Here is a 14,132-nt window from a genome sequence, read left to right as displayed (position 1 = left end):
GGGTGACCGTGGGCATCCGGCGGCGGCGCTGCGGGAGCCCGGCGCCGTTCTGCCGGAAGCCGGGGCCGGGGCGGCCCTGCGGGAGCGGACCGGTCCCGGTGGGGGACGGCAGGGGCGTGGCCCGCTTGACGGGCTTGGGCGGCGGCAGGGTGGCCTTGCGGGCGATCGCACCGCCGGGCGCGGGGGTGGGGCAGATGATGTCCTGCGGTACGACCAGCACCGCGCGCACCCCGCCGTACGCCGAGGGCCGCAGCGAGATCTGGAACCGGTACCGCGCGGCAAGCCTGCCGACCACGGCCAGGCCCAGCCGCGGCGTCTCGCCCAGGTCGTTGAGGTCCAGTCCGGCCGCCGCCTGGATCAGCATCGCGTCGGTGCGCCGGTGCGCCTCCTCCGACAGGCCGACCCCGGCGTCCTCGATCTCGATGGCGACCCCGGACTGGACCTCGATCGCGGTCAGATGCACGCGGGTCTTGGGCGGCGAGTAGCGGGTGGCGTTGTCCAGCAGTTCGGCCAGGGCGTGGATCAGCGGTTCGACCGACGGGCCGACGATGGCCACGTCCGCCACCGAGTGCAGATCCACCCGCCCGTACTCCAGAATGCGGGAGACGGCGCCACGGCACACGTTGTACAGCGGCACCTCCTTCTGCCACTGGCGGCCCGGCCGCGAGCCGCCCAGGACCGCGATGCTGTCCGCCAGCCGGCCGATCAGCGCGTTGCCGTGGTCCAGGTGGAGCAGATCGTCGAAGACCACCGGGTCGGCGCCGTGCTTGTGCTCCATCTCCCGTACGTCGTACGCCTGTTGGTGGACGATGGCCTGCACCCGGCGGGCGATGCTGACGAAGGCCCGCTGGGCCGCGTCCCGGAGGTCCTCCTCGACCCGCACGATCTCCATCACCGACCGCAGCAGATACCTCCGGGCGTCCTCGAAGTCCGGGTCGAGGCCGGGCACCCGCTCGACGTCCTTCATCGCATCGTCCACCATGGCGCCGCGCTGCAGCCGGGTCACCGCCACCGGCAGTACGTCCCGGACCACCCGCCGGATCTCCGCCTCCTGGTCCGCCAGGCGCTGCCGCAACTCGGCCTCCCGGGCCGCGAACCGGGTGCGCAGCGTGGTGATCAGCCGGCCTCGGCGCAGGGCCTCGGCCGCCGCCAGGGCCACCGCGAGCGTCGCGGCCGCCCCGCACCAGGCGACCGTGGCCCGCGCCCCGGAGGGGACCACGGCGACGGCCAGCGCCGCGCAGAACGCCATCGCGGCGGGAGGGATGACCCATACGAGCGTGGAGGCGGGCCGTCGGCCTCCGGGTGAGGTGCCGGCGAAAACCATGGGCATCCTTAAAAAGCTGCGGAGAGAAAATGAGTGCGATATACGGGCGGTGAACCAGCCCGCCATGGGCCCTGGAGCATAGCGGTTTCCTCGGCGCGCGAAACGAATATGCTTTTTTCTTCGGAATGCATCACCGAGAATAAAAAGAGCACGAAAAAGCGATCATTTACATTCACCGTTTGTCCGTGCATGACCGCACTGAGGTCGAATCTGCCCGTGGCGAAGGAGTCTGGGCAGGGTGGCGCCCCGGCCCTTAGCGTCCCGGCATGACCATTGGAAGCGCATGTGTGATCGGGGCGACGGGACAGATCGGCCGGGCGGCGGTGCGCGCGCTCGCCGCCGGGGGCTGGCGGGTGCGGGCCGCCTCGCGCGGCGGGGGACGCGACCGGAGCTGGCCCGCGGAGGTGGTGAGCGTGGCCGTGGACCGGGACGACGACGCCGCGGTGGCCGCGCTGATCGGGGACGGCTGCGATGTGGTGCTGGACTGCGTCGCCTACGGCCGGGCGCACGCACGGCAGTTGCTGGGGCTCGCGGACCGGATCGGATCGGCGGTGGTGATATCCACAGCGGCGGTGTACGAGGACGACCAGGGCCGCGGCTTCGGCACCCAGGACCGGCCGGACGGCGCCCCGCGCTATCCGGTGCCGCTCCCCGAGTCCCAGCGGACCGTCCCGCCGGGCGACGGCTACGGCGGCCGGAAAGTCGCGCTGGAGCGGGAGCTGCTGGCCGCCGGGGACCGGCTGCCGACCACGCTGCTGCGCGCCGGGGCGATCCACGGCCCGTACTGCCGCACCCCCCGTGAGCTGTACTTCGTCAAGCGAGCGCTGGACGGGCGGCCGGTGCGGATCCTGGCGTACGGCGGCCGCAGCCGGTTCCATCCGGTGCATGTCGACAATATCGCGGAGCTGGTGCGGCTGGCCGCCCAGCGGCCCGGCTCGCGCGTGCTCAACGCGGGCGATCCGCAGGCCCCCACGGTCGCCGACATCGCCGCCGCCGTGGACGCGGTGCTGGGGGTGCGCGGCGAGCTGGTGCTGATCGACGGGGCGCCGCCGCATCCGCACGTCGGCAGCACCCCCTGGAGCCTGGCCCACCCCCTCGTCTGCGACATGTCGGCCGCCGAGCGCGAGTTGGGCTACCGTCCGGTGACCGGCTACCTGGAATCGCTGCCCGCGACCGTCGCCTGGCTGGCCGAACGGCTGGCGGACACCCCGGACTGGCGCGCGGCCTTCCCCGACATGGCCGCGGCCTACGACCCGATGGCCGATCTGTTCGACTACGCGGCCGAGGACGCATGGCTGCGGAGCGGCGGACATTCCCTCGCGTCCTGACCGGTGCGGCCCGTAGTCTCACGCGGCCATGAACGAGGTACGGATATGAGCGCCCGGCTGCGCGAACTCGCCCGGGAGACCGAGCGGATCGTGGCGTCCGGCGGCTACCCGGCGCGCGGCGGGCACACCGGGCGGCCTTCGCGGCGGCGTTCCCGTCGTAGGGACCGTCCGGCGGGTGCCCGGCCGGGGAAACGGCACCGGGCCCGCGCGGGGTCCGCGCGGGCCCGGCTCACCGCGGCTCGCTACTTGACGACCGCGGCGGCGGCCGCCTCCTTGGCCGCCTTCGCGTCCTTCGCGGCCGTACCGGCCTTCGCGGGCACCGGCGTGGCGTGCGGGGCGCAGGTCACGTCCGTGGCGTCCACCGTGCCCTCGAGCAGGTAGGCGTCCACCCGGTCGTTGACGCAGCGGTTGACCAGACCGGTGACCCCGTGCGAACCGGCGTCCCGCTCGGTGATCAGGCGCGACCCCTTCAGCCGCTTGTGCAGCTCCACCGCGCCCTCGTACGGAGTCGCGGCGTCACGGGTGCTCTGCACGATCAGCGTCGTGGGCAGCCCCTTGGCGGCGCCCACCTCCAGCGGGGTCCGCTGCTTGGCGCCCCAGGTGGCGCACGGCAGGTTCATCCAGGCGTTGGACCAGGTGAGGAAGGGATAGTCGCGGTGGAGCCTGGTGTTGTCCCGGTCCCACTTCGCCCAGCTGGCCGGCCACTTGGCGTCGGCGCACTCGACGGCGGTGTAGACGGCGTTGCCGTTCTCCGAGGCGATGTTGCCCGCGGTGTCGGACAGATCGGGACCCGCGGCCTCGACCAGCGCCTGCTCGTCACCGGCCAGGTAGTCGCTCCACACCTGGGCGACCGTGGCCCACGACGAGTCGTAGTACGGGGCGCTCTGGAAGAAGCCGAGCAGCTCGGCCGGGCCCACGACGCCGCCGATGGGGCTCTTCTTGGCGGTCGCGCGCAGCGTCTCCCACTGCTTCTGGACCTCCTCGGGGGTGTCGCCGATGTGATAGGCGGCGTCGTGCTTGGCGACCCACGCCTTCCAGTCGTTCCAGCGCGTCTCGAAGGCGACGTCCTGGTCCAGGTTGGCCTGGTACCAGATCTTCTCCCGCGAGGGGTTGACCACGCTGTCCACGATCAGCCGGCGCACATGGGTCGGGAAGAGCGTCGCGTAGACGCCGCCGATGTACGTTCCGTAGGACACGCCCAGGTAGTTGAGCTTCTTGTCGCCGAGCGCGGCCCGGATGACGTCGATGTCACGGGCGGTGTTGGGCGTCGTCATATGCGGCAGCATCCAGCCGCTGCGCTCCTTGCACCCTGACGCGTAATCGCGGGCCAGCTTGCGCTGGACGCGCTTGTCCGCCTCGCTGTCGGGCACCGGGTCGAGCTTCGGGGCCTTGGCGTACTCCTGGGGATCCACGCACGAGATGGCCGTGGAGTGGCCCACTCCGCGGGGATCGAAACCGACGAAGTCGTACGCCTTCGAAACCTTCGTCCACAGCGGGTTCTTGGTGGTGACGCGGGTCGGGAAGCGGAGCCCGGAGCCGCCGGGCCCGCCCGGGTTGTAGATCAGCGAGCCCTGTCGCTCGGAGGCGGTACCGGTGTTGCCGATCCGGTCCACCGCCAGCTTGATGGTGCGGCCGTCCGGCTTGGCGTAGTCCAGCGGCACGGTGACGTAGCCGCACTGGATGGGCTTGGCCAGCCCCCAGTCGGCCGGGCAGTCCGTCCAGTCGATGCCCTTCTTCGCGGCCTTGGCCGCGGCGACCGCGACTCCGCGCGCCTCGGCGGCCCCTCCCGGCGTCCGCTCCGAGGCCCCGGCCGTGGGGGCGGCCAGCGCACCGGTTATCAGCGCACCGGTGATCACACCGCCGGCCACGCCGAAGAGTGCTGTGCGTCTCACGTAGTCATCCCCCTGCTTGGTTGCGCCGCCGACGCGACGATGATCACAGAGTGTCAGGAGGATTCTTCTGGCTCGCTTACCGCCGAGTACAGGGCAAACCGCCGTTTCTTTATCAAGACGTGAACATCAGCCGGGCGGTGACGGCCGCTTCGCCCAGGGTCCGGCGCAGCCGCAGGGCGGCCGGGCCCACGGCGGTGACCAGGCCACCCGCCGCTCGGCGGACCCGGGTCCGGCCAACGCGCTTGACGGCCCCACCGCGTACCCCCGATTCTCGTCTCCGCAAGACCATGATTCATCTGTTCCGCTCCAACCCCCCACATCACAACGGAGCCCAACTGTGAAGCGAATAGCGTCATTCCGCCGTGGCATGCTCGCGGCCGGAACCGGTGCCGCGCTCGCCGCGGCCCTGCTGAGCGGCGCCTCGGCCGCCGATGCCACCGTCCCCACCCGGGCCGCGGCCCCCGACATCGACATCGCGGCCGTCAAGGCAGACCTGGGAGAACTGCAGTCCATCGCGGACGAGAACGGCGGCAACCGCGCCCACGGCGAGGCCGGTTACGAAAAGTCCCTGGACTTCATCAAGGGCAAGCTCGACGAGGCCGGATTCACCACCTCGGTCCAGGAGTTCACCTCCGGGGGCGCCAAGGGCTACAACCTCGTCGCCGACTGGCCCGGCGGCGACGACGGCAAGGTGGTGATGGCCGGCTCCCACCTCGACTCGGTCCAGGCCGGTCCCGGTATCAACGACAACGGCTCGGGTTCGGCCGCGATCCTCGAGGTCGCGCTCGCCGTGGCCAAGGCCGATCTCCAGCCCGCCAAGCACCTGCGGTTCGCGTGGTGGGGCGACGAGGAGGACGGCATGGTCGGTTCGACGCACTATGTCGACAGCCTGGCCTCCGACGAGGCGTCGAAGATCGACTCCTACCTCAACTTCGACATGCTCGGCTCCCCCAACCCGGGCTACTTCGTCTATGACGACGACCCCGAGCTGGAGAAGGTCTTCACCGACTGGTACGCGGCGAAGGACATCACGACCGAGCCGGAGACCGAGGGCGACGGCCGCTCGGACCACGCCCCGTTCAAGGACGCCGGGGTGCGGGTCGGTGGTCTGTTCAGCGGCGCCGAGACCACCAAGAGCCAGGCGCAGGCCGACCAGTGGGGCGGTACGGCGGGCGAGGCGTTCGACCCGTGCTACCACTCCGCGTGCGACACGGTGTCGAACATCGACGACAAGGCGCTGGACCTGAACACCGACGCCATCGCCCACGCGATCTGGGAGCTCAGCTCCTAGTACCCGTCCGCACCGGACCGGCGCCGAGCCGGTCCGGCCCGGTCCGTCACTCCTCGCGGCCCGGACGCCGGTCCCCGGCGTCCGGGCCGCGGTGTTCCGCCGCGATGCCGAAGCGGCCCCGTTCGCCCTGAGCGGACGACGACAGGGGGCGCACCGATGAGACGGTGCTGATCACCCGCTCCTCCGCGTCCGTTTCGATCTCCTCGAGTCGCTGCAGGTCAGCAGCGGAGACCAGGGCGACGAGCGGCTTCCCGTGGCGCGTGACGACCACTTTCTCGCCGCCGTACACCACGCGGTTGATCAGCTCCGCCAGCTCTGCGCGGGCTTGCGTCACCGGAATCTCGTAAGCCATGCTCCACATCATATCTGGACGTACGTCCTGTACATTTTTTACGGAGCCACCGATGCCGAGAGGTGACGCGATGGAACGACCGACCGCGCGCTATGTCCTGCCCGAGTTCACCGAGCGCACCAGTTCGGGGACGCGGACCATGGACCCCTACTCCAAGCTGCTCTCCGAGCGCATCGTCTTCCTCGGCACCCCGATCGACGACACCGCCGCCAACGACGTGATCGCGCAGCTGATCCATCTCGAGCACGCCGCACCCGGCCAGGACATCTCGCTCTACATCAACTCGCCCGGCGGCTCGTTCGGGGCCATGACGGCGGTCTACGACACGATGCGCTTCATCACCTGCGACATCGAGACGATCTGCCTGGGCCAGGCCGCCTCGTCCGCCGCCGTGCTGCTGGCCGCCGGTACCCCCGGCAAGCGTCTGGCCCTGCCCGGCTCGCGCATCCTCATCCGCCAGGCCGCGTTCGGCGAGCCGGTCGAGGGCACCACCTCCGATCTGCAGATCCAGGCCGAGGAGCTGCGGCGGACCCAGGCGACGCTCGAGGAGATGCTGGTCCGGCACACCGGCCGGAGCGCCGAGCGGATCCGCGCCGACCTCGACCGGGACAAGATCTTCGACGCCGCGGGCGCGGTGGCGTACGGGCTGGTGGACAAGATCACCCAGAGCCGCAAGCAGCCGGGCGCGCCGCTGCGGGCGAGGTGAGCGCGGTGCTGCCACCCGAACTGCCCCCGCTGCCCTCGCTCACCCGCGCCGAGGGGAGAGTCGTCGACGGCTATCTGGAGGTGGTCGATCTGCTGGGCCGGATCAATCCGGCGCGCGGCCGTGACACCTATGGAAGCCTCCGGGCCGCCCAGGCCCTGGTGGGGAGGGCCACCGCGCTGCGGGACGCGCTGACGCTGATGCACGAGCGCGGGGAGAGCGAGCTGCACACGGCGACCCTGGCGCGGGCGCTGCGGGTGCTGGACGGGGAGCGGCGCGCGGAGCGGGTCACCCTGCCCCCGGCGCTGCGGGCCTGAGCCGTCTCCTCCCGGGCCCGGGGCCGTCACCCGGACGGCGGAGCCGGATGACGGCGCTCCGGGCGCGGCCGGCTTGCGCCCCGCGGGTGGCCCAGGTCCGTGCGGCCGTCCGCCTCACCACGGCCCACCACGCCCCGGCACGGCCGTTCGGCCGGCTCACGGGGTGCGGCGGGGCGGCCGTCGTCACCCGGACGGACCAGCCGTGACCACCGTCACACCGCGCCCGCTCGAGTCGGAACCGAGGGCGCGCCTGCGTGACCATCCCTGGGGACGACAGGACTCCGCCGCCGCACCGGGGCGGGGTCGGCTCACGAAGGGTGGTGCGTGATGTCCGCGCCTCTACATATCCCCAGGATGTTCTCCCGAGCGAGCGCCGTCTCCGCCCTCACCGTCGCCGCCGTCGGAGGCACCGTGGCGACGCCGGGGTCTCCACCGGAGGCCGAGGCGGCGACCGCCGCCGCCAAGGCGCTGCGGATCGCGGCCTCGAAGAAGGGCGCACCGTACAGGTACGGTGCCGCGGGGCCGAAACGCTTCGACTGCTCCGGCCTGACGCAGTACGCGTACAAGCGGGCCGGGAAGCGGCTGCCGCGCACCGCCGCCGCGCAGTACAACCGGACCCGTCACATCAAGGCCGCCGCCCGCAAGGGCGGGGACCTGGTGTTCTTCCACTCCGGGAGCGGGGTGTACCACGTCGGTGTGTACGCGGGCGGCGGCCGGATCTGGCACGCCCCCAAGACCGGCGAGGTGGTGCGGCTGGAGCGGATCTGGACCAGCAAGGTCTGGTACGGACACGTGCGCTGACCGCTGTAGGTGTCAGTGGCCATGGGTAGGTTGACGGGGCCGGGACACCGTGGGGTGGACCGGTCCCGTCGACCACCGGAGGCACGCGTGTCCTTTCCCAACCCGGTCCGGCACATCACCTTCGACGCCCACGACCCCTACGCCCTGGCCCGGTTCTGGTCCCGGCTGACGGGCTACCCCCTGGAGGACTCCGGGCCGGACGACGACGAGGTGCTGATCAGCCCGGGGCAGCCAGGAGTGCCGGGGCTGCTGTTCCTGCGGGTCCCGGACACCAAGACCGTCAAGAACCGCGTGCACCTGGACATCCAGCCGCCGTCGGGCACGCGGGACGCCGAGGTGGAGCGGCTGATCGGGCTCGGCGCGTCGGTGGTGGACGACCGGCGCACGGACGACGGGCTGGGGTGGGTGGTGATGGCCGATATCGAGGGCAATGAGTTCTGTGTGGAACGCGGCGCCGTCGAGCGCGGTGCGGTGAGCTCATGAGCGAGCCGTTCCAGCCGGACCGGACCTACGACCAGGTGTATCTCCTCTTCGTCGACACCGCCGGGTATTCGACGATCGTCCGCTCGAACCCCAGGGACCGGGCCGCGCACGCCTTCGATCTGCTGCGCGAACGGATGCGCGCCCGGATCGGGCAGCTGGCGGCGCGGCACCGCTGTGCCCGCAGCGAGGTGTGGAGCTGGCGCGGCGACGGGGGTTTCTTCGCGGTCCACGACGAGAGCGAGAGCGTGGCCCGCGATGTCGTGCTGGAGGCGGCCCGCGCCTTCCTCACCCTGGATCTGCGCCATCTGCGGGACGAGTTCGCCCAGGCGGGGGTGGCCGGGGAGCTGCATGTGCGGATGGCGGTGCACAAGGGGGCGATACGGCACACCGGCGAGGGCCGCACCGGCACCATCCACTCCCCCGACATCAATCTGGCGGCGCATCTGGAGAAGGCGACTCCGGCGGACTGCCTGGCGGTCTCGGAGGACGTGTACCGCACCGCGGGGCCGTACGCGGAGCTGTTCGCCCACGTGGGAAGCCATGAGGGCAAGGACATCTATCTGATGGCGGGGGACGGCGGCCCGGACGGGGCGGCCAAGGCGTGGCTGGCGGGCCGGGGGCTGGCGGACGGCGCCCCCGTGCACGCGTATCCGGAGCGGCCCAGCCCCCAGGAGAAGGCGCGGCTGCTGGACGCGGCGGCCGAGGAGGTCCTCGACATGGGGACCGCGCTGCGCACCTCCTCCAGCCGGCTGGTCACCACCGAGCGCCCGGCCCGCTACCGGGACGCGGTCCTCGGGCTGCTGCGCCGGGGCGGCACCTACCGCTGCTATGTGCTGGACCCGTCCTCGGACGCGGCGGCCACCCTCTCCCGCCAGTACCAGGAGGACATGGCGCGGAAGATCAAGGATTCGCTGGAGCGGTTCGGCCGTTTCAAGGAGCGCTACGGGGCGGAGGCCGAGGGTCTGCGGGTCTACCAGACGGACGAGTTCCCCGGGTTCTCGGCGCTCGGCGTCGATGTGCGCCGGCCGGGCGGGCTGATCCTGTACTGCTCGTACCTGACGGGCACGGGCCGGTACGGGGTGATCGAGCGCGGCGACATGCCGCACTATCTGATCGGCCCGGCCGCCGGGCGGGTCTTCGCCCGCATCCGTGAGCTGGCCGAGGCCCGTGCCTCGGCGGGGCGGGTCCAGCGGGTGCTGTGAGCGGGGTCCGGTGCCGCGCTCCGCACGGCCCCGGCCGGGCGCGCCCGGCCGCCCCCGGTCCCGCGGCCGGGGAGTGCTCAGCGGACCGGCACGGTCCACGGCAGGGCGATCCAGACGGTCTTGCCGCCGTCCGCGGTGGAGGTGACGAACACCTCGCCCCCCGACTCCGCGGCCAGACAGCGCACGATGACCATCCCGCGCCCGCTGTCCTGCTGGGTGGCCAGCGGCAGCCATCTGGGCCACTGGGGATGGCTGTCGGTGATCCCGATCTCCAGCCGCTGCTCGCGGTCGAGCCGCAGGTCCACGGTGAAGGTGGGCGACTGGTCCACGGTGTGCTCCACGGCGTTGGTGGCGAGCTCGGAGACGATCAGCCGCACGGTGTCGGCGGCCTCCGCTCCCTCCCCGAGCCCCCATTCGGCGAGTACGTCCGTGACATAGGCGCGTGCCGCGGGAACCGATGCCGGTGCGCTCGGCAGAGTGACGGATGCTTCCTGATGGTCTGCCATGACGGCCTGTCCCTTTCCCGCGGGGCGCGGCTGCGGACGTGTTCGACGTGGGTGCTGCGAAGCCAGTGAAGTCGTGGGCTGCCCCGGCGGCTCTACGCGTCAGACTGCCACCGATGCCCTCCGTAACGGGGGCGATCCACGGAGTTATGCATATATCTGTCGCCCAAAGCGGTGAACTCTGCTACGGAAGACCGGATTTGGCAGGCACACTGGGCCACTGGTGCGCCACGCGCCGTGCGCGCGGCGCACGTCTGACGGACCAGGCGGGAGGGGAGAACTCATGCGGTACGGCCCGGCGGTGCGCCGCCGCAAGCTCGGCGCCGAGCTCCGCCGCCAGCGGGATCTGGCCGGACTCACCAGCGGTGAGGTGGCCGGCCGGCTGGGCTGGCACCAGTCGAAGGTGAGCCGGATCGAGACCGGCCGGAGCGGGGCCAAGCCCTCGGACGTGGCGCGGATGCTGGAGGTCTACCAGGTCGCCGACCCCGAGCTGCGCGCCCTGCTGGAGGCGCTGTGCGGCGGGGGCGCATCGGATCCGGAGGGGTCGCGGCGCGGCTGGTGGTACGCCTACCGCGATCTGCTGCCGCCCGCCTACCGGGACTTCATCAGTCTGGAGGCGGAGGCGTCGGACGCGTACACCCTGGAGACCACGGTGGTGCCCGGTCTGCTGCAGACCCCGGACTACGCCCGGGCGGTGACCCTCGCGGCGCTTCCGGATCTGCCGCCGGCCCAGGTGGACTCGCTGGTGGAGGTGCGGATCGCCCGTCAGTCGGTGCTGCACGGCGAGCGGCCGCTGCGGCTGCACGCGGTGCTGGACGAGGCGGCGCTGCGGCGGGAGGTGGGCGGGCCCGGGGTGATGGCGGCTCAGTTGCGCCATCTGGCCGAGATCTGCGCCCTGCCCCAGGTGCGGCTGCAGGTGCTGCCATATTCCGCTGGAATGCCCATTGGTATGACTGGTCCTTTCATTATTTTCTCTTTTCCGCACATTAGTGACCTGGACGTGGTAGTTCTCGACCACCTGACGAGTAGCCTCTATCTGGAGCGGAAAGAAGACCTCCGGGCGTACAGCGCCGCGTTCGAGGTACTGCGGACCCACGCCCTGGCACCTGAGGAATCGTTGACCTTCATCCAGAAAATCGGGGGCGGCGCCTGAGGGGGCACCATGTCCAGTATGTCCGCCAACTCCGTCGAATGGCTGCGCAGCAGCTACAGCGTCGGAATGAACAACTGCGTCGAGACGGCCCTGCTGGGGCCTGACCGGCTCGGCGTGCGCGATTCGAAGAACACGGCGGGCCCCGTCCTGCTGTTCACCCCGTCGTCCTGGGCCTCCTTCCTCGAGGGGCTCAAGGACGACGGCCCCGGCTCCGGCACCTCCCGCCCGGCCGGGGACTGATCCGCCGGTGAGCGGCTGATCCGTTCACCATCCCGCTCACCACCTCGTCACCCTCCCGTTCACCGCCCGGCCGGTGGCCCGTCCACCGTCCCGCCGGTGATCCGTCAGGCGGTCGGCGCGGTCCTCACGATCACGCCGGCCGCCTCGTCGAGCTGCGGTTCCGTCAGGTCCCCGCGTGCGGTCAGCCGCAGCCGGGAGACGCCGTCCGGAACGGACGGCGGGCGGAAGCAGCCCACCAGCAGCCCGGCCGAGCGACAGGCCGCGGCCCAGCGGACCGCCGCCTCCGGCGACGGGGCGCGCACCGACACCACCGACGCGTCCGGCCGCACCGCGGCCAGCCCGGCGGCGGTCAGCCGCCCGTACAGCCCCATGGCGACCGTACGGACCCGGGTGGCCCGCTCCGGCTCCCGGCGCAGCAGCCGCAGGCTCGCCAGGGCGGCGCCCACGGCCGCCGGGTTGAGCCCGGTGTCGAAGATGAACGTGCGGGCGGAGTTCACCAGATGCTCGATGACCCGGGCGGGCCCGAGCACCGCCCCGCCCTGACTGCCCAGCGACTTGGAGAGGGTGGCCGTGGCCACCACGTCCGGCGCACCGGCGAGCCCGGCCCCGTGCACCGCGCCGCGCCCGCCGTCGCCGAGCACCCCCAGGCCGTGCGCCTCGTCCACCACCAGCGCCGCGCCGTACGCACGGCAGGCCCCGGCGAGGGCGGCCAGCGGGGCGGCGTCGCCGTCGACCGAGAAGACCGCGTCGCTGACGGCCAGGGCGCGGCGGCCCGCCGGAGCCGCTCCGGTCCCGCCGGCGGCCTCGTCCCCGCGGCCCCCCTCGGCCGCGCCCAGCGCCTTGCGGACGGCGTCCGGGTCGGCGTGCGGGACGACGGCGATCTCGGCCCGTGAGAGCCGGCAGCCGTCGATGAGCGAGGCGTGGTTGCCCGCGTCGGAGACGACCAGGGCGTCCCGGCCGCTCAGCGCGGAGACGGCGGCCAGATTGGCGGCGTAGCCGGAGGAGAACACCAGGGCCGCCTCGAACCCGCAGAAGTCGGCGAGTTCCCGCTCCAGCGTGGCGTGCAGTTCGGTCGAGCCGGTGACCAGCCGCGATCCGGTCGAACCCGCGCCCCAGCGGTTCGCCGCCCCGGCCGCGGCGGCCGTCACCTCCGGATGCCGGGCCAGCCCCAGATAGTCGTTGCTCGCCAGGTCCAGCAGCGGGGAGTCGGCGGGCCGGGGGCTGAGCCGGCGCACCAGCCCGGCCCGCTCACGCCGCTCCCGCTGTACGTCGATCCATGCGAACGCGCGGTCCTGGGGCATCGGCTGCCTCGCCTTCCGTGGCCTCGTCACGAGCACCGACTGTCGGGTCCGGATAACGTAGCCCCCCGCGATGCCCGGTCATGGTGTGGCGATACCCACATTCCGATCAGCGCGTCTTGTGCGGTCCCTCCTTGGCCCGGGGCGGTGGGGTAGGCAAGGATCGTCGCCATGGATCTGCTGAACACGCTGGTGGACAAGGGGCTGCGGGGTGAGTCGCCGACCCGCGAGGAGGCGCTCGCCGTGCTGGCGACCTCCGATGACGAGGTGCTCGACGTGGTGGCCGCGGCCGGCAAGGTGCGCCGCGCCTGGTTCGGGCGGCGGGTGAAGCTCAACTATCTGGTGAATCTCAAGTCCGGACTGTGCCCGGAGGACTGTTCCTACTGCTCGCAGCGGCTGGGCTCGACGTCCGGGATCCTCAAGTACACCTGGCTGAAGCCGGAGCAGGCGGCGGCCGCGGCGGGCGCCGGGGTCGCGGGCGGCGCCAAGCGGGTGTGCCTGGTCGCCAGCGGACGCGGCCCCACGGACCGGGACGTGGACCGGGTCTCGCAGACCATCGCCGCCATCAAGGAGCAGCACCAGGACGTCGAGATCTGCGCCTGTCTGGGGCTGCTGTCCGACGGTCAGGCGGAGCGGCTGAGGCAGGCGGGGGCGAACGCGTACAACCACAACCTCAACACCTCCGAGGCGACGTACGGCGACATCACCACCACCCACACCTACGCCGACCGGGTCTCGACCGTGCAGCGGGCCCAGGCGGCGGGGATGTCCGCCTGCTCCGGGCTGATCGCGGGCATGGGCGAGTCCGACGAGGACCTGGTGGACGTGGTCTTCTCGCTGCGCGAGCTGGACCCGGACTCGGTGCCGGTCAACTTCCTCATCCCCATCGAGGGCACCCCGCTGGCCGGGGACTGGAACCTCACCCCCCAGCGCTGCCTGCGGATCCTGGCCATGGTGCGGTTCGTCTGCCCGGACGTGGAGGTGCGGCTCGCGGGCGGGCGCGAGATCCATCTGCGGACGCTGCAGCCGCTGGCCCTGCACCTGGCGAACTCCATCTTCCTGGGCGACTACCTGACCACCGAGGGCCAGGCCGGCAAGGACGACCTGGCGATGATCGCGGACGCGGGCTTCGAGGTGGAGGACACCGACACGACGACGCTGCCCGCGCACCGCGCGGACGTAGGCGCCGCCGCCGGGACCGGCTGCGGTGGTCACGGCGGCGAGGGCGGCGGCCGCGGCCCGTGC

The 14,132-nt window shown here is 72.2% G+C and carries 15 protein-coding genes; 10 read left to right on the top strand and 5 right to left on the bottom strand.

All coding sequences use genetic code 11. The features are described 5' to 3' along the window. Positions 1-1,324, bottom strand: a 1,324-nt coding sequence (locus tag AXW62_RS34750) for an ATP-binding protein (protein ID WP_060947952.1), incomplete at its 3' end; no start/stop codon positions are given. Positions 1,325-1,590: 266 nt separating this feature from the next. On the opposite strand from AXW62_RS34750, the gene AXW62_RS34745 reads away from it, so the two are divergent. After that, entirely contained in the window at positions 1,591-2,652 is a 1,062-nt protein-coding gene (locus tag AXW62_RS34745; RefSeq protein ID WP_060947951.1) for an NAD-dependent epimerase/dehydratase family protein, read from the top strand. 242 nt (positions 2,653-2,894) lie between these two features. Here AXW62_RS34745 and AXW62_RS34740 read toward each other — a convergent pair whose 3' ends face one another. Next, positions 2,895-4,544, bottom strand: coding sequence for an alpha/beta hydrolase (locus AXW62_RS34740; RefSeq protein WP_060947950.1), 1,650 nt, complete (start codon positions 4,542-4,544; stop codon positions 2,895-2,897). A gap of 367 nt (positions 4,545-4,911) precedes the next feature. Here AXW62_RS34740 and AXW62_RS34735 point away from each other — a divergent pair, with 367 nt between their 5' ends. Continuing rightward, positions 4,912-5,835 (top strand): M28 family metallopeptidase, encoded by a 924-nt coding sequence (locus AXW62_RS34735; protein ID WP_107406383.1) that lies wholly within the window; start codon positions 4,912-4,914, stop codon positions 5,833-5,835. Between the two features lie 46 nt (positions 5,836-5,881). Here the strand turns inward: AXW62_RS34735 and AXW62_RS34730 are convergent, their stop codons facing one another. After that, positions 5,882-6,187, bottom strand: a complete 306-nt coding sequence (locus AXW62_RS34730) for a type II toxin-antitoxin system Phd/YefM family antitoxin (RefSeq protein WP_060947953.1) — start codon at positions 6,185-6,187, stop codon at positions 5,882-5,884. A 70-nt stretch (positions 6,188-6,257) separates the two neighbouring features. Between AXW62_RS34730 and AXW62_RS34725 the strand changes: the two genes are divergently transcribed. The 5 genes from AXW62_RS34725 (at position 6,258) to AXW62_RS34705 (ending at position 9,693) form a co-directional block, all read left to right on the top strand. Then, positions 6,258-6,893, top strand: a complete 636-nt coding sequence (locus tag AXW62_RS34725) for an ATP-dependent Clp protease proteolytic subunit (protein WP_030828845.1) — start codon at positions 6,258-6,260, stop codon at positions 6,891-6,893. A 5-nt stretch (positions 6,894-6,898) separates the two neighbouring features. Beyond that, positions 6,899-7,207: a hypothetical protein gene (locus tag AXW62_RS34720; RefSeq protein WP_060947948.1), complete on the top strand. Its 309-nt coding sequence runs from the start codon at positions 6,899-6,901 to the stop codon at positions 7,205-7,207. 327 nt (positions 7,208-7,534) lie between these two features. Then, on the top strand, positions 7,535-8,008 hold the full coding sequence (locus AXW62_RS34715) for a C40 family peptidase (protein WP_060947947.1): 474 nt from the start codon (positions 7,535-7,537) through the stop codon (positions 8,006-8,008). 87 nt (positions 8,009-8,095) lie between these two features. Continuing rightward, a complete protein-coding gene (locus AXW62_RS34710; protein ID WP_030828836.1) occupies positions 8,096-8,491 on the top strand; it encodes a VOC family protein in 396 nt (131 codons plus the stop codon). After that, positions 8,488-9,693, top strand: a complete 1,206-nt coding sequence (locus AXW62_RS34705; RefSeq protein ID WP_060947946.1) for a nucleotidyl cyclase domain-containing protein — start codon at positions 8,488-8,490, stop codon at positions 9,691-9,693. Before AXW62_RS34710 ends, AXW62_RS34705 begins: the two co-directional genes overlap by 4 nt. 77 nt (positions 9,694-9,770) lie before the next feature. Here AXW62_RS34705 and AXW62_RS34700 read toward each other — a convergent pair whose 3' ends face one another. Beyond that, entirely contained in the window at positions 9,771-10,199 is a 429-nt protein-coding gene (locus AXW62_RS34700; protein ID WP_060947945.1) for an ATP-binding protein, read from the bottom strand. 280 nt (positions 10,200-10,479) lie between these two features. Here AXW62_RS34700 and AXW62_RS34695 point away from each other — a divergent pair, with 280 nt between their 5' ends. After that, the gene (locus AXW62_RS34695; protein ID WP_060947944.1) at positions 10,480-11,349 is read left to right on the top strand and encodes a helix-turn-helix domain-containing protein; all 870 of its coding nucleotides are present in this window, start codon (positions 10,480-10,482) and stop codon (positions 11,347-11,349) included. 18 nt (positions 11,350-11,367) lie between these two features. Then, complete coding sequence (locus AXW62_RS34690) at positions 11,368-11,589, top strand: DUF397 domain-containing protein (protein ID WP_370682956.1); 222 nt, start codon at positions 11,368-11,370, stop codon at positions 11,587-11,589. A gap of 104 nt (positions 11,590-11,693) precedes the next feature. Here the strand turns inward: AXW62_RS34690 and AXW62_RS34685 are convergent, their stop codons facing one another. Beyond that, entirely contained in the window at positions 11,694-12,890 is a 1,197-nt protein-coding gene (locus tag AXW62_RS34685) for an 8-amino-7-oxononanoate synthase (RefSeq protein WP_060947942.1), read from the bottom strand. Between the two features lie 168 nt (positions 12,891-13,058). Here AXW62_RS34685 and bioB point away from each other — a divergent pair. Further along, positions 13,059-14,132, top strand: a 1,074-nt coding sequence (gene bioB / locus AXW62_RS34680) for a biotin synthase BioB (RefSeq protein WP_060947941.1), incomplete at its 3' end; no start/stop codon positions are given.

Origin of the sequence: Streptomyces hygroscopicus subsp. hygroscopicus, assembly GCF_001553455.1 — a bacterium.
Classification (GTDB): Bacteria; Actinomycetota; Actinomycetes; order Streptomycetales; family Streptomycetaceae; genus Streptomyces; species Streptomyces hygroscopicus.
Note: the sequence above shows the minus strand (reverse complement) of the source record. Positions and strands in the feature narration are given on the sequence as shown.